The sequence below is a fragment of the Pseudidiomarina aestuarii genome (assembly GCF_003987355.1).
GTDB lineage: Bacteria > Pseudomonadota > Gammaproteobacteria > Enterobacterales > Alteromonadaceae > Pseudidiomarina > Pseudidiomarina aestuarii.
This window is the reverse complement of sequence record NZ_PIPR01000002.1, coordinates 214481-240528: the sequence shown is the minus strand read 5'-3', so window position 1 is coordinate 240528 and position 26048 is coordinate 214481. Positions and strand designations below refer to the sequence as shown.

Sequence of the window (26048 nt, the reverse complement as noted above, 5' to 3'; positions counted from 1 at the left end):
TCCCCCCACTCCGTTCAACGAGCACCACGCTAGTTGAACGGAGCTGGCTGTCATGAATGGTTCATAATAGCGGTATATAGTCGGTGGTATTGAGCTTCATTTCTGCCCACAGACAGCCGATGACCTTATACCTTCCTGAGCAGCAATTACATAGATCTGTTAGTGCCATACAACATACTACGGACCGGCTTGAAGCGGCTCTGGAACTGTTACTTGAGAATGCGTCATTAACAGCGGTGTTTCAACCCATCGTCGATATCGACCAAGGTCCAATTGTCGGCTATGAAGCGCTGATCCGGGGACCGGAAGGTCATCCGCTACATCGTCCACTTGCGCTCTTTGATGTTGCGAAAAAAAGTGGTCGTGAAGCGGAGCTCGAAGTACTTTGTCGAGAAATTGCGCTGCAGCAGTTTGCTCGGTTGGAACTCCCGGGGCTACTTTTCCTCAACGCAAATCCGAATACCCTCACCGCAGCTAATTATCCACAAGGATGTACGTTGACAGCTGCAAAAACGGCGGGTATTGATCCAACCCGAATTGTGATTGAACTGTCGGAGCAACATCCCGTTTCTTCACCAGATGAGCTCAAACGCGTGGTACATCGCTACCAGCAAGCGGGTTTTAAAATTGCTTTAGATGATCTGGGTTCGGCGTATTCGGGTTTGACGTTATGGGCAGAATTGGAACCAGACTATATCAAGATTGATCGGCATTTTATCGACCGTATTGATCAGCAACCGCGTAAGCGTGAGTTCGTCAAAAGTATTACGCAATTGGCTCGTTCTTTGGGTGCAACGATTATTGCGGAAGGCGTCGAACGTGCCGACGAACTGCGCGAATTACAACGTATGGGGATTCCCCTTGCACAAGGCTATTTCCTCGGCTTACCCCAAGCGAACCCAGCCACGCAATTAACCAATACTGCGCTCGAGCAAACGCCAACGCCCAGTCGTAGTGGCACCATTGGAGAGCTGCTTGAATCGGTTCCCACTATTGCGCCGCAGGTCCCCTGTGTGCAAGTGCTGGAATACTTTAGTCGAAATAAAGAGCTTCTATCTTTGCCAGTGGTTGAAGGCGATCGTGTTTTGGGAGGCGTACGTCGTGAGCAAGTACTCGAAATATTCAGCAGCTCCTACGGGCGCGCGCTGTATGCTAGCAAACCGGTTCACCATATTATGGAACGAAATCCTCTGATTGTTGATGCAACCACACCTATCGAGGAAGTTAGTCAATTGATGACCGAAGATGAAGCTCTTGAGATTCACCGACAAATTCTGATCACCCAAGATAAGCGCTTTGTCGGCACCGCCTCAGTGAGGAATGTTCTGCGCCAAATTACTGAAGTGAAAATCCAGAATGCACGGTATGCGAACCCGCTGACGCTGCTGCCCGGCAATGTACCTATCTATCGTGAAATCGACCGTCGCTTGCAACAACATCAGAGCTTCTACGTCGCTTATTTCGATTTGAATAATTTCAAGCCATACAATGACCTTTATGGATACGGCGAAGGCGACCGGATTTTGCAGTGGCTGGGACATTTATTACAGAAAATACTTACAGGAAGCGGTACCTTTGTCGGACACATCGGTGGCGATGATTTTGTCGCAATTTTCTCGAATGATTCGAATTGGCGTGCACTGTTAAATGAGGTGTTGGAGGCCTTTAAGGAAAATATCGGCCAATTCTATCGACCACAAGACCTCACCGAGGGCTGTATATTAGGTACCGATCGCGATGGCACCCAAAAGCGTTTTCCGTTGCTAGCTCTCGCCATTGGCGTCGCGGCGGTTGACCCAAATCAGTGCCAATCACATGACGATGTGGCCGCGCTGGCTTCGCTCGCTAAAAAAGGAGCGAAGCAGCACGATCATTGCGAGTTCTGGCTCATTCCAGAGCCCAGTCAGACTACCAGCGCCACTGAAACCCAATAACAGGAACAAAAAAGCCCGTGCTGCCGAGGCAAACACGAGCTCTTCGAAACGGTTTAGGAAAGCTGATTAATCTTCGACGACCAGGTCGTCATCGTCGCTGCCACCGCCGCTGATTTCGAAAGCGTCATCGGTATAGCGGCTGCGGCCATACATACTGCCCACTTTCGGACGGTTAATGCGCGCCTGATATTTGGACCACGCACGCTCGACCGGTGAGTCGGCTGCTTTTTCGCCACGAGCGACAGCAAGCAATGATTGCTCTTCAGCTGATTGCGGTTCAAGTTCACCGCTCATCAATGCAGAAATCAGGCTGCCATGTTTAGCCAGTAAATCGCTTTCGCGAATTGAAAAATCTCCCGAGCGGGCAAAGCCATACGGGTAATGTTTGAAGTCGTTAAACGGCTTTTTCATAATTTGATCACGGGTCATAGATGTCATGGTGTGCCCTTCCTTTCGACCAACAATATCAAGGAAAACATGGTGCAAATGCCGAACTGCAATTGTCAGTGACGATATAGAGGTGAAATGAACGGCTGTCAATATATTTTTATTTTTTTTACGGTGCTGGTCGAATGCTAGCCCGATCAAGTAGAGTGGCAAGTAGGAATCAAGCAACACATAGGTTGAAGCAAATCATGAAATTATTTGCCATGTTGGGTGCTATCACAATGGCGCTCGGTGTGATTTTAGGGGCATTCGGCTCGCATGGTCTCAAGGAGCGACTCAGTGCCGATATGCTGGCGGTCTATCAAACTGGTGTTCAGTATCAAATTTACCATGCTTTGGGGCTGTTATTGGTTGCTGCGTTAATGGTGCCTTATCCAAACGCGACTGGCTTGCGTACAGGCGGCTGGATTTTACTCGCTGGTATCATCCTATTCTCGGGCAGTCTCTATTTGTTAGCGTTAACTGGATGGCGCTTTTTCGGTCCAATAACTCCGGTTGGTGGAGTCTGTTTTATTGTGGGTTGGCTGTGGATCTTTTGGGCGATGCTCAAGGAGATGTAAGCGCTAGCGCGAACCCCATCACTCGCATATACTAGCGGCTCATTCGTTACTGAGTTCATTCATGTTTTTGCTGATCGTTTTTGCTGTTATTGCTATCGGTGTATCGTTTATTTGTTCCATTTTGGAAGCGGCATTGCTCTCCATCACACCGAGTTATATTGCCCAGCTCAAGTCTGAACGCCCGCGCTTACACCAACGCCTACAAGCACTGAAGAGCAATATTGACCGTCCCTTAGCGGCAATCTTGACATTGAATACTGTTGCCCACACGGCGGGTGCCGCAGGTGTTGGCGCGCAAGTTGGTGTCGTATTTGGCGATGGCTATCTCGCCATTGCCTCTGCGGTCATGACGATTCTTATTTTAGTACTGTCAGAAATCGTCCCAAAAACCATCGGTGCGAAGTTCTGGCGCAGTTTAGCGCCATTCTTACCTGCCATTCTGAACTTCATGATTCTCTCGCTGCGACCTTTTATTTGGTTATCCGATAAATTAACCAAGCAAATTGGTGGCGGAGAGCCCGACATCGATGTGCGCTCAGAAATTAAAGCGTTGGCTACTCTCGGCAATGAACAAGACATTATTGACGCTGATGAACGCCGTGTGATTAGCAATATTCTGGATTTGCATACTATTCGGGTGCGCGACGTGATGACACCGCGAACCGTCTGTGAATCGGTTCGTCCTGACGAGACCATTAGCGAGTTTTTGTATCGCGTTAAATCGCTGCCTTATTCGCGTTTTCCGGTCATTGATGCAGATGAAGAGCCCCATGGTCTGATTCTTCGGAATGAAGCGTTAGAGAGCGAATCTGACAAGCAGGTTTCTGAATTGACTCGACCTATCGAAGTGGTTTCTGAGTATGTGGATGTCGAGACGGTGATGACGCAGTTCTTGCAAAGCCGTCAACATATGGCGGTGGTTTATGATGAGCACGGCAGCTGGTTAGGTTTACTGACCTTAGAAGACATCATCGAAACCATTCTGGGCCAACCCATTATGGATGAGACCGACACCATTCCAAGTCTGCGTCGCTATGCGCAACAGCGGTGGGGCAAGCGTCTCAAACCCGAGCCAACAAAAAACCCTGAGAGCTAAACGCTGTCAGGGTTTCGGTATTTGGAGCGAGAAACGAGATTCGAACTCGCGACCCCAACCTTGGCAAGGTTGTGCTCTACCAGCTGAGCTATTCTCGCAGTGCTTACATGAGGACGAAATTGGAGCGAGAAACGAGATTCGAACTCGCGACCCCAACCTTGGCAAGGTTGTGCTCTACCAGCTGAGCTATTCTCGCATTCATTTCGCTGTCACTTTATGCAACGGAGGCGAATTTTACTGAATTCAGTGGGCTTTGCAACCGCTTTTTATCGTTATTGCGCCTGAGTGCTGAAAAAGTGGGCGCGGTAGTAACGCAACTCCTCAATAGACTCGCGGATATCGGCAAGTGCCGTATGCGCGCCCTGCTTTTGAACTCCCGCGGCTATTTCTGGTGCCCAGTATTTCGCTAACTGCTTCACAGTACTGACGTCTAAATTACGATAATGAAAGAAACGCTCTAGTTCTGGCATGTAGCGAGCCAAAAAGCGCCGGTCTTGGCAAATACTGTTGCCACACATGGGTGAACTTCCCGGCGTGCACCACTGGGCTAAAAACGCTAACGTCTCTTGCTCTGCTGCTGCATCGTTCAGTTGGCTCGACTGGACGCGTTGTACCAACCCTGAAGCGGTGTGTGTGCGCACATTCCAGTCATCCATCTTATCCAAATGGGCTTGCGGTTGATATACGGCTCGCACTGGACCTTCCGCCAACACAGTCAAATCGAAATCGGTAATGATAGTGGCTATTTCGATAATGTGATCATGATCTGGATCTAAGCCAGTCATTTCCAAATCGATCCAAATGAGGCGTTCGGCGCTTGCAGCCATAGTAAATTCCTTTCAGTTATCGTTCGAGCCGTTACAATTAAGTTCAGGCGCTATTGTGCTGAATAATGTATGATCCGATCCAGTGTTAATGACCGCTTTTATTGCAACTATGTGATTTCGAGTGACCAAACAGCGACGTTTAAATAAAGGGCAACTGCGCCGCGTGCGCGCCAATCAAACCAAACGACTGCACCAAGCAGAGTTGGAACGTGATGTAGTGGATGCTACCACAGGTTCGGCTGAAGCTGGGGTAGTGATTAGTCGTTTTGGTCAACAAGCCATTATCGCGAGTGAATCGGGTGAGACGGTACGCTGTCACATTCGCCGCACCGTTGAATCCCTCGTCTGTGGCGACGAAGTGGTCTGGCGTCGCCTCGATCAGCAAGCTGAAGATAGCGTTGCTGCCGTGATTGAAGCGGTACAACCGCGCCGTTCTTTGCTGAGTCGGCCGGACTACTATGATGGCGTTAAGCCCGTGGCTGCCAATATTGATCAGATTCTCGTCGTCACCAGCGTGTTACCCGCGTTCTCGACGCAAATCATTGATCGCTATTTAGTGGCTTGCGAAGACATCGATATCGAGCCGGTCATTGTGCTGAACAAAGCCGACTTATTGGCTGACATTGAGCCCGAATTGCTGGAGCACATCACCGAAGCGTTAGCTCTCTATAAACGGATCGGTTATCGCGTACTGCAGGTTAGTGCCAAAGCTCAACAGGGCATGGCTGATTTACATCAGTTATTACGCAATCAAGTGTCTATTGTGGTCGGGCAATCTGGTGTCGGCAAGTCATCGTTGGTGAATGCACTGTTGCCAAACATCGATGCCGAAGTGAACGTCATTTCCGAAAACTCTGGGCTTGGTCAACACACCACCACGGTTGCTACACGCTATGTATTACCGCAAGGGGGCGTTTTGATCGACTCTCCCGGTATTCGCGAATTCGCACTCTGGCATTTAGAACCCGAGCGAGTCGCTTGGTGTTTTGTCGATTTTCGCCCATTCTTAGGGTTATGTAAGTTTCGTGATTGTAAGCACTTGGATGATCCAGGCTGTGCGTTACAAGAAGCTGCTGCAACAGGTGAACTTGCCGAAGCACGGCTGTACAATTTCCATCGTATTATTGAATCGATGACGCTGAAAAAGCCGAGTCGAGCTACATCTCGAGGTGATAAAACGTGAATTGGGATAAGTTTAAAATCCAGTTGCAGTATGCGACACCAAAGCATTTATTGTCCCGGCTGGTGGGCAAATTTGCTGCCGCCCGAGCTGGCTGGTTTACCCAACTGTTTATTCGTTGGTTTATTAAACAGTATCGCATCGACATGTCTGAGGCTGTGTACGAAAGTCCGCGTGAATACAGTACTTTTAATGAGTTTTTTACGCGCTATCTCAAGCCCGAACTGCGTCCACTTGAAGCTGCCGCAGATGATCAATTTGCGCACCCCGTTGATGGCTCTGTCAGCCAACTGGGTGAAATTGAGGAGGGTCGTATCTTTCAGGCCAAGGGACACGACTACAGCTTGACCGAATTACTCGGTGGCGATGTGCGCGATGGTCACGCTTTCCGTGATGGTGACTTTGCCACAATTTATTTGGCACCGAAAGACTATCACCGCCTGCACATGCCCTGTGATGGCGTGTTACGGAAAATGATTTATGTGCCCGGAGATCTATTCTCAGTGAATCCGCTCACTGTTGCCAACGTGCCCAATTTATTTGCTCGGAATGAACGGGTAGTCGCGATTTTTGAAGCCGATTTTGGCAAGTTTGCCATGGTGTTGGTCGGTGCCACCATCGTTGCTAGTATTGGCACCGTATGGGCTGGAACTGTCACACCGCCGACAGGCCCCAATGTGCATAGTTGGGACTATCCAGCGAGTGGTGACCAAGCCATTAAACTGCGCAAAGGCGAAGAAATGGGCCACTTTAAACTCGGCTCCACCGTTGTCTTGCTCTTCCCTGAGGACACGATCGATTTTGCTGAAGATCTCGAACCTGGTACGGTGACTCGCATGGGTGGCATCCTCGGTAAGCGTGAGTCTGACGATTAAATGTTTATCGTCGCGCATCGCGGTGCCAGCTTTGAAGCGCCAGAAAATACACTGGCGGCGTTCAGCCGAGCATTGGATGCGCAAGCCGATGGCATCGAAATTGACGTATTCCCAATCCAAGACGACTGGATTGTCTTCCATGACCGCTATCTCCAACGATTGACCGCCAATCCCGGGCGTCTTCTGGACTGCTCGTTGGCGGAACTCAAACAGATGAAAGTGTTCAGTCAGCAGCGCATACCGACACTTAGCGAAGCACTTGAGTTTATTAATGGCCGCTGTACGGTTAACGTCGAGTTGAAAGGTGCGGACATAGCGCGTGGACTCACGAAGCATTTGCGTCATGCGATAGCAAACTACAACTTCCAACCCGAGCAGCTCATTGTCTCAAGTTTTAATCATCATTGGCTGCGTCAACTCAAACAAGATCATCCTGAGCAACGTATCGGTGCACTCACCACCGCCTGCCCGCTAACCTATGCTCGTTTTGCCAGCGAACTCGATGCCTATTCGGTCCATATTGATGTTGATTTTGTGACGCCAGAATTTGTCGCCGATGCGCATGCCCGAGGCTTGTTGGTGTGGGTGTTTACAGTAGACGAACCAGACGATATCCGTGATTTAAAGGCGATGGGCGTGGACGGGATTTTTACCAATCATCCGCGGCTTGCTCGCAATATTCTGGAGCAATTACCCGTCGCACGGCATGAAAGCCTGCGCGACGGGTAAAGAAGCTATTTCGGATGTTTAAGTTCGAGCTCTGCTAACTCTTGGGCGAGTTGTTCTGGTGAACCGGTGTTCCGCGCCAGCAGTGAGTACAGAGACGGAATGACAAAAATCGTCAAGAACGCCGACAATGCTACGCCACAGAAAATCACTAAGCCGATGACCATGCGACTCTCAGCGCCAGGACCACTGCCTAAAATCAACGGCATTGCACTCATTAGAGTGGTAAACGCAGTCATAATGATAGGGCGTAGACGTTGCTGAGCTGCACGTACCAATGCGTCATCGAAATCAACACCTTGGTCACGTAACTGATTCGCAAACTCGACAATCAGAATGCCGTTCTTCGCCGCTAAGCCAATCAACATGACGATACCAATTTGGCTGTAAATATTGAGACTTTGATCAAATACATACAGACCAATCACGGCTCCCAGAAAAGCCAATGGCACCATCAACATAATGACTAACGGATGAATAAAGCTTTCAAACTGTGCGGCGAGCACCAAATAAGCAATCAACAGGGCTAGAATAAAGACGAAGATAACCGAGCTGCCACTCTCTTTGTAAAGTTGTGACTCACCTTTGTAGTCAATAGAAACATCATCAGGAAGCTTCTCCGCAACGATATTCTCCAAGTAAGCCAGCGCCTCGCCAATTGGATATCCCTCAGCCAAATTGGCTTCAATGGTAATGCTGCGCATGCGGTTGTAGCGGTTCAAACGAGCCGAGGTTGCCTGTTCTTCAATAGTGACGAGGTTGGATAGAGGGATGAGTTCTTGCGTGGCTTGTGAGCGCACGTAGATGTTATCGATAGCACCCGGGCTACGATAATCCGAGCGTTCACCCTCCAAAATGACATCGTACTCTTCACCGCGATCCAAATAGGTGGTTGCTCGTCGCTGACCTAACATCGTTTCGAGTGTACGCCCGATGTCACCCACTGACACGCCTAAGTCCGACGCGCGTTCTTGGTCAATTCGAATTAACAACTGCGGTAAAGTTTGTTTGAAATCACTGTCTAAATCGAGCAGATTTGGATTTTTACTGGCTTCCTCGATAACGACATCTCGATAAGCTGCGAGCTGCTCGTAGGTGTTTCCTTGCAGCACAAACTGCACCGGGCGACCATTACCACCGCTAATACCGCTGCGCATAAAGCCAAAGGCGCGGACACCGGTCACATCATTCAGCTTCTTAGATACTTCATCCATTAAGTCGAACGTCGACCAATCACGCTGATCAAAAGGTACTGCTCCAACAATCGCCATACCGGCAGAATCACCCCAACCTGGAGCTCGGATAATTAAACGGTCAATTTTCCCTTCGTCGATATAGGGCAGTAAGATTTGTTCGATCTCACTCATGTGAGCGGAGTTCGATTCAAAACTTGAGCCTTCAGCACCACGCACCATCACAAAGAAGGTGCCGCGATCTTCTGGTGGTACAAACTCTTGTGGAATGAGTTTGACCAAGCCGAACGATAGCGCACTGGCAGCAACAATGAGCAAAACCGCCATACTCGGAAATGCCAACGTACGCTTCAGCACACGGACGTAGCCAGATTCGACCCATTTGAACACGCGATCAATGCTGCGACCCAACGCACTCGAGCGCTCACGTTTCTTCAATATTTTCGAACTGAGCATTGGCGATAAGGTTAGCGCTGCAATACTGGAGAAGAACACAGCAGCCGCAATGGCCAGCGCAAACTCAGTAAAGAGCTGGCCGATATTACCATCCAAAAACGCTAGCGGGACAAATACCGATATCAACACCAAGGTGGTTGCTACAACGGCAAAACCAACTTCGCGGGCGCCGCGATAGGCAGCAAGTAACGGCGGCTCACCCTCTTCAACACGTCGATAGATGTTTTCCAAGACCACGATGGAGTCATCGACCACCAGACCAATGGCAAGTACTAACGCGAGCAGCGTCAGTAAATTGATCGAGAAACCCATGGCAAACAAAGCGATGTAGGATGCAATAATAGCGACCGGTACCGTGAGCGTCGGAATCAACGTAGCCCGAACATTACCGAGGAATAGATAGATCACCACAACAACGAGGGCAATGGCGATTCCGAGTGTGTTGTAGACCTCATCAATGGAGCCTTTGATGAATATCGACGAGTCATAACTCGGCACGATAAACATGGTTTCTGGTAACGTTTCTTCAATTAAGCCAATCGCGTTCTGCACATTCTCAACAACATCGAGCGTATTCGCTTTCGATTGCTTGATAATGCCGATACCAATCATGTTGATACCGTTACCCCGGAAATCGGTTTTATCGTTTTCAGCGTCCATTTCAACGCGCGCTATTTCACCGAGACGAACGAGTTGTCCAGTGTCACCGCGTGCGATACTGAGTCGCCGGAAGTCGTTCGGTGTTAAGTAGGTTCGCGCCACTCGAACGGAGAACTCGCGGTCAACCGACTCGACCTCACCGGCAGGTAATTCCACGTTCTCTGAACGGAGTTTATTTTCGACGTCAGTCACGGTGATGTTGCGCGCTGCCATGGCGTCACGGTCGAGCCAAATCCGCATGGCATACCGCCGCTCACCGCCGAGGTTAACCCGTGCCACACCGTCTACAACGGAGAGGCGGTCGACAATGTAACGATCGGCATAATCGGTCAGCTCCAGTACGGTCATACTCTCACTACGCAGGTTGTACCACACGACAGTACTTTCGTCGGAGTTGGCCTTGGAAACTTCAGGCGGATCGACTTGCTCAGGAAGGTTATCGAGAACTCGTGACACGCGATCACGAACGTCATTCGCTGCAGCGTCGATATCGCGATTCAGGGTGAACTCGATATTAATACTCGAACGACCGTTGCGACTGCTCGAATTAATATTTTTGATCCCTTCGATACCACTGATGCGGTCTTCAATAATTTGCGTAATTTGCGTTTCAACAATTTCCGCCGAAGCGCCATTGTAGTCGGTATCAATCGACACTACGGGGGGATCAATATCGGGATATTCACGCAATGGCAGCATCGTAAAACAGACGATACCGAATACAATCAGCAGAATATTGACGACTGAAGCGAAGACTGGGCGTTTTACCGAAACATCTGAGAGAAACATAACTTAGCCCTCCCGCACGATTACAGAAACGCCGTCGCGTAGCCGCACAATTCCCTCTGTGACGATTTGTTGGCCGGGTTCAATACCGCCTAACACCTCAACAATACCGGGCTTCCGACGACCAATCGTGACCTCAGTTTGCGTAACGGTATTGTCATCCTCGATGACGTATACATAGTGACGATCTTGCATCGGAACGATAGCTTTTTCGGGGACGATAATGGTTTCGTCAACACTGCGCAGTAGGCTTACGCGCAGAAGCATACCGGGTCGTAATTTAATGGCTTCATTCGGAATCAATGCCCGAACTAAAATTGAGCGGGTCAATGGATCAACTCGAGAATCAATGCCGCGGATTTCACCGATGAACTCTTCGCCAGGATAGGCGCCGCTGCGCGCAGCGACTGTTTGACCAATTTGCAGGCTGGCAAAGAACAGTTCGGGGACATTAAAATCTAATTTGATTGGAGTGATGTCATCCAGCGTGGTGATTTCTTGTCCGGGTGATACCAGCGAGCCCACGCTGACATTACGAATACCAAGCCGGCCACCGAAAGGCGCTGTAATGCGCTTCTGCGCCAACTGCGTTTCGGCCACTTCAAGGGCCGCAATCGTCTCTTTCACCACCACGTCTTGCGTTTCAAGCTGCTGCTGTGAAGCTGCATTTGAACGCGATAAGTCTAATAACCGTTGGTACTGACGATTCGCTTCAGCAAGCCGAAACTTAAGTTCTTGAACTCGCGCAGTTTCCTCCCGAGAGTCCAACTCGACTAGCCGCTGACCAGCCTCAACCACATCACCGTCGTCAAAAAAAACGGCTGTGACGATATCTTGTGCTTGAGCCGTTACCACAATGGATTCATTTGCTTGCGCGGTACCTAAAGCTTCGATGGTATCGCGATACTCACTCATTTGAACGGCTTGGGCCCGCACGGGAACTGCTTGTTGCGGACGTTCTTCTTCAATCGCTGGTTCGTGAATCAAAAGCAAATAGGCTGCTGCCGCTGCAATGACGACGGCAAAAATAGTCACTGGATTGAAGAGGTTCCGTTTCGACATATAATCCTCGGTTACTGCGCTGTGGGCTTGGGTGAGAATAAACTAGGTTTATTGTAACGCAGCATGCACCAACGGCAGCCCCGCTTAACGCTCATTAAACGGGGTTTACCGCAAATAAGGATCAACGGTGGTAGGCAGGGCTCAATTTGTGGACTGCTTCAATAAATGCGCCCGCATGATCAGGGTTTACTTCGGGATGAATTCCATGCCCCAAGTTAAAGACATGACCATGTCCTTGCCCATAGCTCGCAAGGATGGTCGCTACTTCCTCTTCAATACGTTGTGGTGATGCGTATAACACGCTCGGATCCATGTTGCCTTGCAGCGCTACTTGGTCTTGAACCAACTGCCGCGCGATGCCCATATCGGTGGTCCAATCGACACCCAGCGCATCACAGCCAGAGGCAGCCATATCTGCCAACCAAGCACCACCGCCTTTAGTAAACAAAGTAACCGGTACCGCACGACCATCGGCATGTCGAGTTAAACCGGCCACAATTTTCTTCATATAGGCTAGGCTAAACTCGCGATAATCGCGTGGACTGAGCACGCCACCCCAAGTATCAAATACCATGACTGCTTGCGCACCTGCCGCAATTTGCGCATTCAAGTACAGAATGACTGAATCGGCGAGCTTATCGAGCAATAAATGCATGGTTTGCGGCTCGGCAAACAGCATCTTTTTCACGACACTAAAGTTCTTCGTACTACCGCCCTCAACCATGTAAGTAGCGAGAGTCCAAGGACTACCTGAAAAGCCAATCAGCGGCACTTTACCGCCCAGTTCGTGGCGAATGGTACGCACGGCATCCGTGACGTAGCGCAGCTCTTGTTCTGGGTCTGGAATACCCAAGCTTTCAACGGCACGGTGATCACGCAGCGGTCGCTCGAAACGCGGGCCTTCACCTGCTTCAAAATACAAACCTAACCCCATCGCATCGGGGATCGTTAAGATATCTGAAAACAGAATGGCGGCGTCTAAAGGGAAGCGGCGTAGCGGTTGCATGGTCACTTCACAAGCCAATTCTGCGTTCTTACACAGGCTCATAAAGTCGCCTGCATGCGCTCGAGTAGCTTTATATTCTGGCAAATAACGTCCAGCCTGGCGCATCATCCAAATCGGCGTGCGTTCGGTCGGCTCACGCATCAAAGCGCGTAGATAGACATCATTTTGTAGGGCTGGTTTGCTCAAGCTCATGCTCACATCTCGTCTCGTCGCTGAATGGCGCGCATTCTATCAATCTTCGCCGGTGGTTTCCTGCTCAATTTTCCGTTTAAGGGAATCGATTAACTTATAGGCGATGGTTCCTTGCGGTGGCACCCGCGGCAACGCATCAATCGGAAACCAATCTCCTTCTTCCAATTCGAATGGATCGAGGTGGATTTCACCCGCTTCCCACTCCGCTATAAATCCGATCATCAACGAATGTGGAAAGGGCCACGACTGACTAGAAATGTATTCGATGTTTTTGATTTCTACGCCCGCCTCCTCCATCACTTCTCGAGCGAGCGTCTGCTCGAGCGTTTCACCCGATTCGACAAAACCTGCGAGAACTGAAAACAATCCCTCGGGATGACGCTTGCCGCGAGCGAGAAGTACTTGGTTGCCTTTGCGAATCGCAACGATAATGCAGGGTGAAATGCGCGGGTAGCAACGATGCTGGCAACTATGACAATGCATCGCTAACTCCCAATCAACAGCCTGCATACGGGTTCCACAGCGGCCGCAAAATCTATGGGTCAGGAGAAACTCGGTAAATTGCTTGGCTCGAGCCGCTACTGCAAATAACTCTTCATCACCTTGCAGCAGTATCTCGCGCACGTTCCCGAACTCCCCCAACTCCGCAAATTGCGTATCGCCATAGTCAGCCAGAATCAAATAACAGTTGCGCTCACGAAGTTCGCCAAGGTAGACCACTTTATAGTCGCTGAGATCCGGCATCGGAATTTGATTCAAGATGCCGTGTGGAGGCAGTGATTCGCCTCGTTCGAGAATGATCTCGCCGCCTGCCACTATGAACCACCATGCGGGTTCGTCGGCAGCTGGCCGTTGATACGGTTTATTCATCTGATTCGACTCACAGGTATATGCTCTTTTACGATTATTCTGAGCGAAAACGGTTGACGGTAGCTTAGCATCATCAGTATGTTGAACACTATGTTCTGACAGGAGAATCGAATGCTAGAAAGGAACGAGCAAGCAAAGCAGCGCTGGGGTGGTGCTCATAAATCTATCGACACCTGGCTGCATGCACGTCAAGACTTGCTAATTGAATACTTCAAGCTAGCCGGCTTACCGCCATACGAGCGGGAAAGTCAGGCGCTGCCCGCGTTAGCAGACGTGCGCAATTTTTGCAGCATGCTTATGGATTACATTTCTGCCGGACACTTTGAGATCTATGACCACATTATTGAGTCGACCGATAAAGCACCGCAAAGTACGCGTGACATTGCTAACGAACTATTTCCATTAATTAGCGACACGACAGAAATAGCGCTCGACTTTAATGATCGATACAGCGAACGCGATGAACGGTCCGACCTAAAGAATTTTGATCGTGAATTGTCATCGCTGGGCGAAGCGTTAGAGCTACGCATGGAGTTTGAAGATCGCTTACTAGCGGCTCTCGATCAGCATGAGTTACTGGTCGTGGTTAACGAATCGCAATAGCACTACAAAACTGATAAAAAAACCAGCTCAAACGAGCTGGTTTTTTTGTTTCCGGGTAACCGTTTAGTTACCAGTAGATTCTTCCGGTTGAACTTCGGCAGCTGGCATTTCAGCTTCTTCTTGCTCAACAATGTCTAACAACTCAACTTCAAAAATGAGTGTTGAGTTTGGTGGAATCATGCCACCACCAACTTCACGCTCACCATAAGCTAAGTTCGCTGGGATAACGAAGCGATATTTGGAGCCAACACCCATCAACTGAACGCCCTCGGTCCAGCCCGCAATCACACGATTCAGTGGGAAAACAGCAGGTTCGCCGCGCTCGAATGAGCTATCAAATACTTCGCCATCAATCAGCGTGCCTTCGTAGTGAACTTCGACAATGTCGGTTGCTACTGGCTTTGGAGCATCGTCTGGCGCAGCACTGATGACTTCATATTGCAGGCCTGATTCAGTGACCATCACGCCTTCTTTTTTCGCGTTTTCAGCAAGGTAGGCTTCGCCTTCGGCTTGCGCTTTGCCGCCAATCACTTGCTGACGTTGCTCGACAACCATTTCTTGCATTTGCGTCAACAGCGCTTCGGCATCTTCTTGGCTGATTTTTGATTCAGCTTTCAATGAGTCGACAAAACCTGCAATAACCAACTGACGATCTAAAACAAATTCAGCTTCTTCTTGGTTCGTTAAATTAGTCGCGACAAAAGTTCCTACAGACGAACCCAACGCATAAGCCATGCGGTCACGCTCTTCGGTCGGTTCTACTTCGCTAACTGGATAAGGTTCTGGTTTACTACAGCCAACAATTGCCACTGCTAAAGCAGTCAGAACAAATGGCTTTACTAATTGCTTCATGTACATCTCCATCATTGAATTCTGTATGAGAGTAGGTTGTAATTCGCTGCGGTCACTATACTACACATAAAGAAGGGTGTTTGCCTATGGCAGCTCAAAAAGAAGACGAGTTTAACGAGAGACTTACACAACTGGAAAGTCAGTTAGCGTTTCAAGAGGATGAAATTGCCTCATTGAATCAACTTGTCACCAGTCACAACGATGAGTTGCAAATGTTGCAGCGTAAAATGGCATTGCTGATAGATAAATTTCAGCAAATTCAAGAACGTGGTAATGATGACCCACAAGACCCTGCCGCGGAGATTCCACCCCACTATTGATCAAAAGCGACTGAGCCCGTATAACATGTAGTCCACTTTTCGGAGGATTCATGTCGCAAACACATCCAATCATCGCTGTTACAGGCTCATCTGGAGCAGGTACAACGACGACCAGTCAGGCACTGCGACACATTTTTCGCACGCAAAATTTGCACGCTGCATTCGTTGAGGGTGACAGCTTTCATCGGTATTCGCGTCCAGAAATGGAATTGGCGATTCGGAAAGCTCAAGAGCAAGGCAAGCACATTAGTTATTTTGGTCCGGAAGCAAATAACTTTAATCGACTGGAATCCTTATTCCGCGAGTACAGCGAAACCGGCATGGGTCAAACACGCCGTTACTTGCATAACTTTGATGATGCCGTTCCATACCATCAGATGCCGGGTACATTTACCCCCTGGGAAGACTTACCCAGCGATACCGATTTACTCTTCTATGAAGGCTTACATGGCGGAGTAACGGGCGACGACTATGACGTTGCACAATATGTCGACTTATTAATTGGCATGGTGCCGATCGTCAACTTAGAGTGGATTCAAAAGTTGATGCGCGATACTTCGGAACGCGGTCACTCCCGCGAAGCCGTGACGCAAAGCATCGTGCGCAGTATGGAAGACTATATTCACCATATTGTTCCGCAATTCTCACGTACACACATAAACTTTCAGCGTGTTCCAACCGTGGATACCTCAAACCCATTTAGCGCGAAAGATATTCCTTCATTAGACGAGAGCTTCGTAGTTATTCGCTTCCGCGGCATGCGCCACGTCGACTTCCCGTATTACTTGCAGATGATTGATGGTTCATTCATGTCGCGCATGAATACGCTAGTCGTACCGGGTGGAAAAATGGTGTTTGCGATGGAACTGATCCTGGCACCGCTGATTGACGATCTGATGTCGAAAAAGCGTCACGGCGGCGAACTCGACTGGATCTGCCGCTAAAAAATGCGAATAGCTATTGGCTACTTGATACTAGAAAAGACAGATCTCGCTCTGCGAATAGCCAGTAGCTAGTCACCAATAACGCTTTTAGTCAGTTAGCCATTGGGTTTGTGCTTGAGCGCCGCGGTCCTGAGCTAACAATGGACGCAGGAACTCAAGTAAAGCCGGGGCTTGTTGGGTCAGTCCGTACGGAGGATTGATAAACAGCATGCCGCACCCATTCAGCTTGGTGTTGTCGAGCGGCTCACGGATCAGTAAATCAACCGCATACACTTTGTCAGCTTGTGGCAACGCTAAGACGCGTTGATGAAACTCGCCGATGGTGAGCGGATCTTTGATGGGATACCACACTGCGTAGGTACCCGTACTCCAGCGCTTCAGTGCCGCTTGCAAGGCATTGATGACTTGGTCGAACTCATCACGTTGCTCAAAGGGTGGGTCAATCAATACCATTCCGCGCTTTTGCGGGGGTGGTAACAGCGCCTTCATTGCTGCGTAACCATTTTCTTGCTGCAGCACTTTGACCTGACGCTGACGGCGAAAGTTGACCGCAAGTTCCATCGCATCCAACGGGTGCAATTCAGACAATGTCAGTTGATCTTGCTCGCGCAAATGTGCTTGTGTGAGCCATGGTGAGCCGGGGTACCAGCGCATGCTATCACCGTCATTTAATGAGCGCACTGCGGCAACATAACCTGCTAACGCTTCGGGCACCTGAGACGCTTGTAGCAAGCGGCCAATACCTTGTTCCCACTCTGCAGTTTTCTGAGCTTGCTCTCCGGTCAAATCATACATACCGATGCCTGCGTGGGTATCCAACACAAACATCGGTTTATCCTTTTGCGTCAAGTAGTCTAAACACACCCATTGCAACGCATGTTTCAAAACATCAGCAAAGTTGCCTGCATGATAGCTATGGCGATAGTTCATAGAGCCCGTTACTCAGTTGCCGCTTCAATACTGAAGCTATGCGTCACATTGACTGAAACTTCCAACATTTTCGCGACCGAGCAATATTTCTCTGCACTCAATTGCACCGCTCGCTCCACATGCTTCTCGGCAATATCCGTGCCGGTCACCACAAAGTGCAAATGAATATCTGTGAACACTGCAGGCGTAGCATCGGCACGCTTGCCATCCACGTCACAGCGCACAGCCGTCACTTGCTGACGAGTTTTTTCGAGTATCGACACCACATCAACAGATGAGCAGCCACCAGCAGCCATGAGCACCAGCTCCATTGGACTCGCAGCAGTAGCTTTATCACCATCCATTCGCACGGTATGGCCAGAGCCCGACTCTGCGGAAAACTCCATGCCTTGTATCCATTTCACTTGCGCATGCATTGCTGCTGCCATCGTCATTTCCCTCGTTCGACTAAAACTTTAGACCGGGCGCAAACTTCTCTGGCAATGTTGAACGCTCGGCTTCAACGGACGCCACAGGGTATGCACAATAATCCGCTGCATAATAGGCGCTGGCACGATGATTGCCGCTGGCACCAATGCCACCGAATGGTGCAGCACTGCTGGCACCGGTAATGGGCTTATTCCAATTCACAATACCTGCGCGAATGCGTTTAAAGAAGTACCTATAAGTGTCTTCACTATCACACAAAATTCCGGCCGATAGACCGAAACTCGTATTGTTCGCTTCGACAATAGCCGCGTCAAAATCTGAGTACCGGTACACTTTCAAAAGTGGACCAAAATGTTCGATATCCGGCATCTTCTCAACGTTAGTTACGTCCAAGATTCCCGGTGTGACGAAGCCAAGATGATGGTCCTTTTGCTCCATTCGCAGTAAGACTTTGGCGCCGGCATCAATCAAGTCGTTTTGCGCACTGACCATGTCTCGCGCCGCCTTGGCTGAAATCATCGCACCCATAAAAGGTTGCGGTTCTGCCTGATAATCACCAATTTCAATTGCCTTGGTCACTTCCAAGAGGCGTTGCAGAATGGCATCGCCTCGCTCACCCTTTTGGATGAACAAGCGGCGGGCACAGGTACAGCGCTGCCCAGAGGTAATGAAAGCAGACTGTACGATGTCATGCACAGCGGCATCGATATCGCTCACGTCATGAACGAGCAATGGGTTGTTACCACCCATCTCTAACGCCAGGATTTTATCAGGACGGCCGCCAAATTGCTTATGCAGCACATGTCCAGTCGATGATGAACCCGTGAAGAACAGGCCATCAATTTGTGGATGTGCAGACAGCGCTTTGCCGGTTTCTACCAAACCTTGAACTAAATTCAGAACGCCATTCGGCAAGCCAGCTTGCTGCCACAATTTCACCGTAAACTCGGCAACTTTCGGAGTCATTTCGCTCGGCTTAAACACCACTGTATTACCGGCTAAGAGTGACGGCACGATATGACCGTTCGGCAAATGCCCCGGGAAGTTATATGGCCCGTACACAGCAACTACACCATGCGGCTTATGCCGAATAAATGCTTTGGCACCGGGCATCGGGTTCTCAACCGTTCCCGTGCGCTCATGATATGCTCGCTCTGAAATGGCAACTTTACCGATCATGGCACCCACTTCAGTGAGTGTTTCCCATACTGGCTTGCCTGTTTCTTGAGCGATAGTGAGTGCTAACTCTTGTTTATTGGCTTCGAGTAACTCGGCAAACTTTTGACAGATAGCGAGACGCTCTGAAAAGTCTTTGTCTGCCCACGCGACAAAAGCCTCACGGGCTGCATAAATAGCTCGCTCGACCTGTTCTTCAGTCGCGGCCTTGCCTTCCCAAACCACTTCGTCGCGGGCTGGGTCGATCGATTTGAATGAATCACCTGCACCGGCAACCCATTCGCCGTTAATAAATAAATTCTGTTCAGACATTCTGTTCTCCAGTTGCAACTGTGAGGCGCCCTTCAATTGCTGAATTAAAGAGCTACGATACGAACTGCATCATCTGCTTTCAAGCGCAGTCCGGCGGCACTTTCCGCATCGATAACAATATGGTCGTCGCGCACATGAATACGGGCTTGAGCGGCTCGAAAATCGGCAACTCGTGTGTTACACACAATGTAAGCCTGACCGTCAGTAACTACGCCAATTTTTACCGGCAGACGGCGGCTGTCGCGCACGCTACGAATATTTTCTACTTCCACTTCCACGGTTGGACCTGCGTCAAAAATATCGACATAACCACGGAATCGAAAACCTTCATTCTCGAGCATCCGCAGCGCTGGTCTGGTGTTCTCGTGAACTTTACCAATCACGGCTTGGGCCGCCTCGTCTAATAGCTTGACGTAAATAGGATACCGCGGCATCAATTCGGCTACGAAAGTCTTTTCGCCAATACCGGTAAGATAGTCGGCTTGGGTAAAGTCCATCGAGAAGAAGTGCTTCTGTAACCAACCCCAGAATGGCGATTGGCCGTCGGCATCGGATACACCGCGCATTTCAGCAATCGCAAATTGACTGAAACGTTTTCTAAACTCCGCCATAAACAACATGCGAAACCGCGATAACACCCGGCCATTCATATTTTTGCGATAGGGCTCACGCAGAAATAGCGTGCAGAGTTCACTCACACCCGTGTAGTCATTGCATAAAGTCAGCGTTTCGAGTGCGTTGTAGACATCAAGTTCTTTCGAATGATGAATCACTTTACCCAGCCGATAATGATAAAAAGCATCGGTCAAACCGACTGCCGCCTCAATGCCGCTGCAACCGACAATCTCGCCAGTTGCAGTATCTTCCATGACGAACAAATACCCTTCTTCACCAGGCTCACTGACCTGTTCACGCGCGAACGCCTCTTGCGCTCTCGCAATGCGACGCCGCAACAGCCTCTCGTCAACAGGCAGTGAAGTAAAGCCATGTCCTGATTCTACCGCACATGTGTATAACGCCGCATAATCTTGCGGCGTAATAGGACGAACCACTAACATAATGTGTCTCCGCTAGCGCTGGGCTAGCTTAACCAACAACTTTCGCGATAGCGCGTTCGAATCGAGCAAGACCTTCGTTAATATCTGCTTCTGGAATGACCAACGATGGAGTGAAACGAATCACGCTTGGTCCTGCGACCAACACCATCACACCCTCTTCACCACCGGCGTTTAGAAAGTCGCGTGCTTTGCCTTCGTATTGGTCAGCAAGCTCCGCGCCCAGCAACATGCCTTGGCCACGAATGTCTTTAAAGACGTTGTACTTGGCATTGATTTCGGCGAGCTTCTGCTTGAAGATTTTTTCGCGATGTTTGACGCCTTGTAATACTTCGTCAGTATTCACAACGTCGTACACAGCTTCAGCCACAGCGCATGCCAGCGGGTTACCGCCATAAGTACTGCCGTGAGTGCCTGGTTTTAAATGCTCGGCAATGGCTTTTGTCGTAAGCATCGCGCCAATTGGGAAACCGCCTCCCAATGATTTGGCAGACGCCAAAATATCAGGAGTAATACCCAATTGTTGGTATGCATACAGGCTACCTGTGCGACCAAATCCGGTTTGCACTTCATCAAAAATCAAGAGTGCATTGTGCTTATCACACAACTCACGTACGCCTTTTACGAAGTCAGCATCAGGGCTAATCACGCCGCCTTCACCTTGCAATGGCTCCATCATGATCGCACAGGTGCGATCAGACATCTGCTTCTCAAGTGCTGCTAAATCGTTGTACGCAACGTGCTCTATGCCACCAGGTTTCGGCCCGAAACCATCAGAATAAGCAGGTTGGCCACCTACGGTAACGGTAAAGAACGTCCGCCCATGGAATCCTTTGGTAAACGCAATGATTTGGTCTTTTTCTGGCCCAAACTTGTCCAAAGCCCAACGGCGCGCTAATTTCAGCGCGGCTTCGTTCGCTTCTGCACCCGAGTTAGCGAAGTAAACGCGGTCTGCAAAGGTCGACTCTGTAAGCTTTTTTGCCAACCGTATAGCAGGCTCATTCGTAAACACGTTACTTAAGTGCCATAACTTATTGCCTTGTTCAGTCAACGCCTTGACCATAGCTGGATGGCAATGACCTAAACAGTTCACCGCAATACCACCAGCAAAATCGATATATTCACGACCTTCTTGATCCCACACACGCGAGCCTTCGCCTTTCACTGGAACCATTTTTGCTGGATTGTAGTTTGGTACCATGACCTCATCAAAGGTCGCACGGGTTACAGTCATATTCTGTGTCATAAAACTCCCTCTCGCTGTGGGTATTCAAAGATGAATTCGGCTTTAAAAGTGCGTCTATTATCGCAGATTTTTTGCTCGCTGTCGTCGCTACAGCGTAGAAAAATCAAGCTATCACGGGGAGTTAGTTGGTTTTGCACAAGGGCTGCATGAATATGCGGAAAAGCCAGTGAATAGTGAATAGTTAACAGTTAAAAAAGAGCGCTATTGGCTATTAGCTACTGGTTACTCGAAAACACAGATCTGCGCTCTTCTAGTAACGAGTAGCTAATAGCTAGTAACGCTTTTCGCTTTGAGGTTGAGCCAGTTGGCTAGTAGTTGGTGGCCATGCTCGGTTTGGATGGCTTCAGGATGATACTGGACGCCCCAGATGGGTAGATCGCGATGCCGTATCGCCATCACTTCGCGTTCACCTGAGCTTGCAGTAGTCCAAGCATCAACGACCAAAGTATCGGGAATACTGTCGCTGGCTAACAGCAGTGAATGGTAGCGAGCGACTGTGAAAGGATTCGGTAGATTGTGAAACAGGCCTGTTTGAGTGTGCTCGACACTCGACGTTTTACCATGCATGACTGCGTTTGCTCGCACCACTTTGGCGCCAAAAACTTGGCCAATGGCTTGATGCCCAAGACATACCCCCAGAATAGGAAGTTTCCCAGCAAAGTGTTCAATGACTGCGAGTGAAATACCGGCTTCATTGGGCGTACACGGACCCGGTGAAATGACGATACCGCTGAGCGGAAGCTCCTCGATTCCTGCTAGTGTCAGTTCGTCGTTACGAATAACTTTGACTTCCGCTTTCAGCTCACGGAAATAACGTACGACGTTGTGTGTGAAAGAGTCGTAATTATCGATCATCAGCAACATAAATTTACTCTAACGTATCGACTGGAATCGCCGCATCCTAGCATTGATTGGCGTGTCGTTGCTAAGCTTACGAGTTAGAAGTCTCGCAACCAGCGGCGCGGCCATCACGCAACCAGTTCGCTTCGAAATCAGCGATAGGTTGCGGCTCACCATACCAATAACCTTGCGCGTAATCACAACCCAAGCGGCGAAGTTCTTGCGCTTGCTCCGCAGATTCAACACCCTCAGCTAAAGTCTTCATCCCAAAAATATTCGCAGTAGCGATAATGGTCTGAATTATTGCTTTATCAGCAGCGCTGGTCAGTAATTCACGCGTGAAGCTGATGTCGATTTTGAGCACATCGGCTTGAATTTGTTTTAAGTAATTCAATACGGAGTGGCCGATGCCGAAGTCATCAATTGCTAGTGAAAAACCTGCTTCGTGGAGCTTGGTTAGGGTTGCCAGTGCCACCTCAGGATCGCGCATAAAAGCGGTTTCGGTTATCTCCAACTCGAGTTGTTTCGGATGACAACCCGACGTCGCTACTTGCTCCAGTAATTCTTCGACAAACTGCGGTTGCTCTAGGTCGCGAATAGAGATGTTGATGCCAACCCGACCGCACATTTCCAGACCTTCTTCACGCCAGATCTGCAGTTGTTGCAGCACGTTTCGAATCACATATTGCGTGATGCGACATATCAAACCGCGCTCTTCGGCAAGAGGAATAAACTCAGCCGGACTAACCCAACCAAAATCAGGATCTTGCCAACGCAACAATACTTCTGCGCCAACTAACTGACCCGTTTGAATGTTCAACTGCGGCTGTAAGTAGGTCCGTAATGCTGACGTGCGGATGGCATACTCCAAACCTTCCACTAGGGCAATTCGACGTAAATAAAAGTTATTCAATGCTTCGTGATAGCGGCAGTACGGGAGATCCATAGTCTTCGCATGGAACATCGCCATATCCGCGCGGCGCAGCAACACATCAGCACTGTCGGAGTGCCGCGGTAAGGTTGCCACACCAGCACTAATGTTGATACGAAATTCAGCGGACTGAATTTCATAGGCCTGACTCAGTTGCGCCAACAATCGCTCAATCAACGCCTCAATTTCGGCTTCATGATGGAAAGTGATAATCGCAAATTCATCACCACCAATTCGCGCTATCAAATCACGGCTACGCACATGTCGCTGCAGACGCTTCGCAACTTCCAGCAATAATTGGTCGCCTATGGCGTGTCCAGCGGACTCATTGATTTCTTTGAAGTGATTAATATCGAAAGTGATCACAGACAACGTTTGGTCCGTGTTTCTCGCTACCGCAATTCGTCCGTCGAGCTCATGCATAAATTCAGAGCGATTGCAGAGCCCAGTCAATTGGTCGTGCGCGGCTAAATAACGAATGCGATCTTGTTGCTGCTTTAAGTCAGAGATATCCGAATAAACAATAATCGCACCGCCGTCTGGCAACGGTGATGCGCTGACTGACAACCATACCGAATAAGCACCCTGCTCTAACTTCATGATTTGGTTGGTGACCGGACGCCGTTCCCGTAACGCCCGTGATGAAGCAAAATCTTGCGGAGCAAGAATGAAGCCACGTTCATCGAAGATCCGCCAATCTGGGTCATCAATTTGGCGATGCGTCAACGCTTCCATGCTTTGATTAAGAATTGCCTCAGCTGCATGGTTTGCTTCGATTAACTGTCCGTCAGCATTGCAAATCGATATGCCAACCGGAGCCAAATCATAAATAGAGGAAAGTCGCTGTTCGCGCTCCTGCAGTCGCTGATTGGTCTCGCTGGTTTCAGATTGTTGTTGAATGAGGTCTTCGGCAGCACTTTGGTACGCACGCAAGTTCATTTCTGCTTGCACAGCATCACCGAGTGCCCGGAGCGTAGTGAGTTGGCTCTCTGTAAGCTGTCGCACTCGGGTATCGAGAATGCACAAGGTTCCGACTTGCTCGCCGTTTGGCGTTTGCAGCGGAGCACCGGCGTAAAAACGAATACCGGGGTCATCATGTACAAACCGATTATCTTTGAAACGCGCATCTTGCGTGGCGTCTTCGACCACCATGATATCGCGCTGCTGAATAGCATGACTACAAAACGACAGACTACGCGGAGTTTCCTGCACGCTTAAGCCACTTTTTGCCTTGAACCACTGTCTATCAGCATCGACGAATGAAACCAGCGCGATGGGAACATCAAATGTTTGGCGCGCTAATTGAACCCAGCGATCAAACCGCGCTTCGTTGGGCGTATCGAGCAATTTAGTTGCACGTAATGCTGCTAACCGGCGGTTCTCCGCCATGCTCGAATCCGATTCACTCATTCACCAAGCCTTCATGATAGAAGTACGTCGATATATGACATTTTATATAAGCAAAATAGCATAAAGATTTTTCGAAGCGAACACTTATTTATGTGCTCTGAAGGCCTTATGGGCGCGGCACAAAACCGACTGCGTCATAGACCTGCCGTAACGTCTGCGCTGCTCGTTCCGACGCAGCATCGGCACCTTTTCTCATTACCTGCTGCAAATAATCTAAGTTATTCCGATACTCTTGGTAACGCTGTTGAATTGGCTCCAACATTGCCACAACTGCTGCGGCCGTATCGGTTTTCAAATGACCGTACATTTTGTCTTCGTATTGCGGAACTAAGTCGGCAATGGAAGTCCCAGTAGCTGCTGACAAAATCGACAGTAAGTTAGAGACACCTGGTTTTTCTTCAGTATCAAAATAGATGCGTGCCTGCTCATCGGAATCCGTGACAGCCCGCTTCAATTTTTTGGTTATCTTCTTCGGATCTTCTAACAAACCAATGTAGTTATTTTCATTATCGTCAGACTTGGACATTTTTTTCGTCGGATCTTGCAAGCTCATCACACGCGCACCCACCTCAGGAATAAACGGCTCGGGTACGGTAAATATGTCGCCATAAATATTGTTAAAGCGCGTCGCAACATCACGAGTCAATTCAAGATGCTGCTTTTGGTCGTTACCCACGGGTACTTCATTCGCTTGATATAACAGAATATCGGCAGCCATGAGTGCAGGATAGGTAAACAAGCCAGCATTGACGTTATGGGCATGACGGTCAGACTTGTCTTTGAACTGAGTCATCCGATTCAATTCACCCATTTGCGTATAACAATTCAAGATCCAAGCTAGCTCGGCGTGCTGTGGAACATGCGACTGCACGAAGATAGTGCTCTGCTCTGGATCCAAGCCACATGCCATATACAAGGCGAGACCGTCGAGGGTAGCATTGCGCAATTGCTCTGGCTCTTGACGGACGGTGATCGCGTGAAGGTCGACCAGCATGAAGAGGCAATCATGAGTACTCTGCATTTTCACCCACTGGCGTAGTGCACCGATATAGTTACCGATGGACAATTGACCGGATGGCTGACAGCCACTGAGAACAATGGGTTTAGACATGATTGACTTCCTGAATGAA

At 49.4% G+C, this 26048-nt stretch carries 24 protein-coding genes and 2 tRNA genes; 9 read left to right on the top strand and 17 right to left on the bottom strand.

Going from position 1 to position 26048, the window contains the following annotated elements:
* Positions 1-119: 119 nt before the first annotated feature.
* Positions 120-1934, top strand: coding sequence for a GGDEF domain-containing protein (locus CWE22_RS09960; RefSeq protein ID WP_169931319.1), 1815 nt, complete (start codon positions 120-122; stop codon positions 1932-1934).
* Between the two features lie 66 nt (positions 1935-2000).
* Here CWE22_RS09960 and CWE22_RS09955 read toward each other — a convergent pair whose 3' ends face one another.
* The gene (locus CWE22_RS09955) at positions 2001-2372 is read right to left on the bottom strand and encodes a MaoP family protein (RefSeq protein WP_169931318.1); all 372 of its coding nucleotides are present in this window, start codon (positions 2370-2372) and stop codon (positions 2001-2003) included.
* A 197-nt stretch (positions 2373-2569) separates the two neighbouring features.
* On the opposite strand from CWE22_RS09955, the gene CWE22_RS09950 reads away from it, so the two are divergent.
* Positions 2570-2941, top strand: coding sequence for a DUF423 domain-containing protein (locus tag CWE22_RS09950; protein WP_169931317.1), 372 nt, complete (start codon positions 2570-2572; stop codon positions 2939-2941).
* Positions 2942-3002: 61 nt separating this feature from the next.
* Positions 3003-4037, top strand: coding sequence for a CNNM domain-containing protein (locus tag CWE22_RS09945; RefSeq protein ID WP_169931316.1), 1035 nt, complete (start codon positions 3003-3005; stop codon positions 4035-4037).
* 22 nt (positions 4038-4059) lie between these two features.
* On the opposite strand, the gene CWE22_RS09940 is transcribed toward CWE22_RS09945, so the two are convergent.
* From CWE22_RS09940 to orn, 3 genes are all read right to left on the bottom strand, one after another.
* Positions 4060-4135 (bottom strand) — tRNA-Gly (locus CWE22_RS09940).
* 22 nt (positions 4136-4157) lie between these two features.
* Positions 4158-4233, bottom strand: a tRNA-Gly gene (locus CWE22_RS09935).
* Between the two features lie 76 nt (positions 4234-4309).
* Positions 4310-4864 carry an oligoribonuclease gene (gene orn, locus CWE22_RS09930; RefSeq protein WP_169931315.1) on the bottom strand — a complete coding sequence of 185 codons (555 nt, stop codon included), beginning with the start codon at positions 4862-4864 and terminating at the stop codon, positions 4310-4312.
* 121 nt (positions 4865-4985) lie between these two features.
* On the opposite strand from orn, the gene rsgA reads away from it, so the two are divergent.
* From rsgA to CWE22_RS09915, 3 genes are read left to right on the top strand one after another with little or no spacing between them, the layout of a single operon-like run.
* Positions 4986-6047 carry a small ribosomal subunit biogenesis GTPase RsgA gene (rsgA, locus tag CWE22_RS09925; protein WP_169931314.1) on the top strand — a complete coding sequence of 354 codons (1062 nt, stop codon included), beginning with the start codon at positions 4986-4988 and terminating at the stop codon, positions 6045-6047.
* Complete coding sequence (gene asd, locus CWE22_RS09920) at positions 6044-6919, top strand: archaetidylserine decarboxylase (RefSeq protein ID WP_169931313.1); 876 nt, start codon at positions 6044-6046, stop codon at positions 6917-6919. Before rsgA ends, asd begins: the two co-directional genes overlap by 4 nt.
* Positions 6920-7648, top strand: a complete 729-nt coding sequence (locus CWE22_RS09915) for a glycerophosphodiester phosphodiesterase (RefSeq protein WP_169931312.1) — start codon at positions 6920-6922, stop codon at positions 7646-7648.
* Positions 7649-7653: 5 nt separating this feature from the next.
* Here CWE22_RS09915 and CWE22_RS09910 read toward each other — a convergent pair whose 3' ends face one another.
* From CWE22_RS09910 to nudC, 4 genes are all read right to left on the bottom strand, one after another.
* Positions 7654-10743: an efflux RND transporter permease subunit gene (locus CWE22_RS09910; protein ID WP_169931311.1), complete on the bottom strand. Its 3090-nt coding sequence runs from the start codon at positions 10741-10743 to the stop codon at positions 7654-7656.
* Between the two features lie 3 nt (positions 10744-10746).
* Positions 10747-11802, bottom strand: coding sequence for an efflux RND transporter periplasmic adaptor subunit (locus tag CWE22_RS09905; protein WP_169931310.1), 1056 nt, complete (start codon positions 11800-11802; stop codon positions 10747-10749).
* Positions 11803-11923: 121 nt separating this feature from the next.
* A complete protein-coding gene (gene hemE / locus CWE22_RS09900) occupies positions 11924-12994 on the bottom strand; it encodes a uroporphyrinogen decarboxylase (RefSeq protein ID WP_169931367.1) in 1071 nt (356 codons plus the stop codon).
* Positions 12995-13039: 45 nt separating this feature from the next.
* The gene (nudC, locus tag CWE22_RS09895; protein ID WP_169931309.1) at positions 13040-13870 is read right to left on the bottom strand and encodes an NAD(+) diphosphatase; all 831 of its coding nucleotides are present in this window, start codon (positions 13868-13870) and stop codon (positions 13040-13042) included.
* 111 nt (positions 13871-13981) lie between these two features.
* Between nudC and rsd the strand changes: the two genes are divergently transcribed.
* Positions 13982-14473: a sigma D regulator gene (gene rsd, locus CWE22_RS09890; protein ID WP_169931308.1), complete on the top strand. Its 492-nt coding sequence runs from the start codon at positions 13982-13984 to the stop codon at positions 14471-14473.
* Between the two features lie 63 nt (positions 14474-14536).
* On the opposite strand, the gene CWE22_RS09885 is transcribed toward rsd, so the two are convergent.
* Positions 14537-15325, bottom strand: coding sequence for an FKBP-type peptidyl-prolyl cis-trans isomerase (locus CWE22_RS09885; protein ID WP_169931307.1), 789 nt, complete (start codon positions 15323-15325; stop codon positions 14537-14539).
* 86 nt (positions 15326-15411) lie between these two features.
* Here CWE22_RS09885 and CWE22_RS09880 point away from each other — a divergent pair, with 86 nt between their 5' ends.
* Positions 15412-15645, top strand: a complete 234-nt coding sequence (locus tag CWE22_RS09880) for a SlyX family protein (RefSeq protein ID WP_169931306.1) — start codon at positions 15412-15414, stop codon at positions 15643-15645.
* 50 nt (positions 15646-15695) lie between these two features.
* Entirely contained in the window at positions 15696-16589 is an 894-nt protein-coding gene (locus CWE22_RS09875; protein WP_169931305.1) for a phosphoribulokinase, read from the top strand.
* A gap of 87 nt (positions 16590-16676) precedes the next feature.
* Here the strand turns inward: CWE22_RS09875 and CWE22_RS09870 are convergent, their stop codons facing one another.
* From CWE22_RS09870 to trpS, 8 genes are all read right to left on the bottom strand, one after another.
* On the bottom strand, positions 16677-17519 hold the full coding sequence (locus tag CWE22_RS09870) for a 23S rRNA (adenine(2030)-N(6))-methyltransferase RlmJ (protein ID WP_169931304.1): 843 nt from the start codon (positions 17517-17519) through the stop codon (positions 16677-16679).
* 8 nt (positions 17520-17527) lie between these two features.
* Complete coding sequence (locus CWE22_RS09865) at positions 17528-17935, bottom strand: OsmC family protein (RefSeq protein WP_169931366.1); 408 nt, start codon at positions 17933-17935, stop codon at positions 17528-17530.
* Positions 17936-17966: 31 nt separating this feature from the next.
* The gene (astD, locus tag CWE22_RS09860; RefSeq protein ID WP_169931303.1) at positions 17967-19436 is read right to left on the bottom strand and encodes a succinylglutamate-semialdehyde dehydrogenase; all 1470 of its coding nucleotides are present in this window, start codon (positions 19434-19436) and stop codon (positions 17967-17969) included.
* A gap of 44 nt (positions 19437-19480) precedes the next feature.
* Entirely contained in the window at positions 19481-20494 is a 1014-nt protein-coding gene (gene astA / locus CWE22_RS09855; protein WP_169931302.1) for an arginine N-succinyltransferase, read from the bottom strand.
* Between the two features lie 28 nt (positions 20495-20522).
* The gene (locus CWE22_RS09850; protein WP_169931365.1) at positions 20523-21725 is read right to left on the bottom strand and encodes an aspartate aminotransferase family protein; all 1203 of its coding nucleotides are present in this window, start codon (positions 21723-21725) and stop codon (positions 20523-20525) included.
* A gap of 276 nt (positions 21726-22001) precedes the next feature.
* On the bottom strand, positions 22002-22601 hold the full coding sequence (locus CWE22_RS09845) for an anthranilate synthase component II (protein WP_169931301.1): 600 nt from the start codon (positions 22599-22601) through the stop codon (positions 22002-22004).
* A gap of 67 nt (positions 22602-22668) precedes the next feature.
* Positions 22669-24918 carry a sensor domain-containing phosphodiesterase gene (locus CWE22_RS09840; RefSeq protein WP_169931300.1) on the bottom strand — a complete coding sequence of 750 codons (2250 nt, stop codon included), beginning with the start codon at positions 24916-24918 and terminating at the stop codon, positions 22669-22671.
* 106 nt (positions 24919-25024) lie between these two features.
* A complete protein-coding gene (gene trpS, locus CWE22_RS09835) occupies positions 25025-26029 on the bottom strand; it encodes a tryptophan--tRNA ligase (protein ID WP_169931298.1) in 1005 nt (334 codons plus the stop codon).
* Positions 26030-26048: the final 19 nt, after the last annotated feature.

Coding starts and splice junctions, on each gene's coding strand:
- CWE22_RS09875 (WP_169931305.1), top strand. CDS start 15,696: ATGTCGCAAACACATCCAATCATCGCTGTTACAGGCTCATCTGGAGCA.
- CWE22_RS09960 (WP_169931319.1), top strand. CDS start 120: ATGACCTTATACCTTCCTGAGCAGCAATTACATAGATCTGTTAGTGCC.
- CWE22_RS09905 (WP_169931310.1), bottom strand. CDS start 11,802: ATGTCGAAACGGAACCTCTTCAATCCAGTGACTATTTTTGCCGTCGTC.
- CWE22_RS09885 (WP_169931307.1), bottom strand. CDS start 15,325: ATGAAGCAATTAGTAAAGCCATTTGTTCTGACTGCTTTAGCAGTGGCA.
- CWE22_RS09850 (WP_169931365.1), bottom strand. CDS start 21,725: ATGACTGTAACCCGTGCGACCTTTGATGAGGTCATGGTACCAAACTAC.
- rsd (WP_169931308.1), top strand. CDS start 13,982: ATGCTAGAAAGGAACGAGCAAGCAAAGCAGCGCTGGGGTGGTGCTCAT.
- astA (WP_169931302.1), bottom strand. CDS start 20,494: ATGTTAGTGGTTCGTCCTATTACGCCGCAAGATTATGCGGCGTTATAC.
- CWE22_RS09840 (WP_169931300.1), bottom strand. CDS start 24,918: ATGAGTGAATCGGATTCGAGCATGGCGGAGAACCGCCGGTTAGCAGCA.
- orn (WP_169931315.1), bottom strand. CDS start 4,864: ATGGCTGCAAGCGCCGAACGCCTCATTTGGATCGATTTGGAAATGACT.
- CWE22_RS09915 (WP_169931312.1), top strand. CDS start 6,920: ATGTTTATCGTCGCGCATCGCGGTGCCAGCTTTGAAGCGCCAGAAAAT.
- CWE22_RS09870 (WP_169931304.1), bottom strand. CDS start 17,519: ATGAACTATCGCCATAGCTATCATGCAGGCAACTTTGCTGATGTTTTG.
- CWE22_RS09945 (WP_169931316.1), top strand. CDS start 3,003: ATGTTTTTGCTGATCGTTTTTGCTGTTATTGCTATCGGTGTATCGTTT.
- CWE22_RS09865 (WP_169931366.1), bottom strand. CDS start 17,935: ATGCATGCGCAAGTGAAATGGATACAAGGCATGGAGTTTTCCGCAGAG.
- astD (WP_169931303.1), bottom strand. CDS start 19,436: ATGTCTGAACAGAATTTATTTATTAACGGCGAATGGGTTGCCGGTGCA.
- CWE22_RS09910 (WP_169931311.1), bottom strand. CDS start 10,743: ATGTTTCTCTCAGATGTTTCGGTAAAACGCCCAGTCTTCGCTTCAGTC.
- nudC (WP_169931309.1), bottom strand. CDS start 13,870: ATGAATAAACCGTATCAACGGCCAGCTGCCGACGAACCCGCATGGTGG.
- CWE22_RS09950 (WP_169931317.1), top strand. CDS start 2,570: ATGAAATTATTTGCCATGTTGGGTGCTATCACAATGGCGCTCGGTGTG.
- CWE22_RS09880 (WP_169931306.1), top strand. CDS start 15,412: ATGGCAGCTCAAAAAGAAGACGAGTTTAACGAGAGACTTACACAACTG.
- CWE22_RS09955 (WP_169931318.1), bottom strand. CDS start 2,372: ATGACATCTATGACCCGTGATCAAATTATGAAAAAGCCGTTTAACGAC.
- CWE22_RS09845 (WP_169931301.1), bottom strand. CDS start 22,601: ATGTTGCTGATGATCGATAATTACGACTCTTTCACACACAACGTCGTA.
- trpS (WP_169931298.1), bottom strand. CDS start 26,029: ATGTCTAAACCCATTGTTCTCAGTGGCTGTCAGCCATCCGGTCAATTG.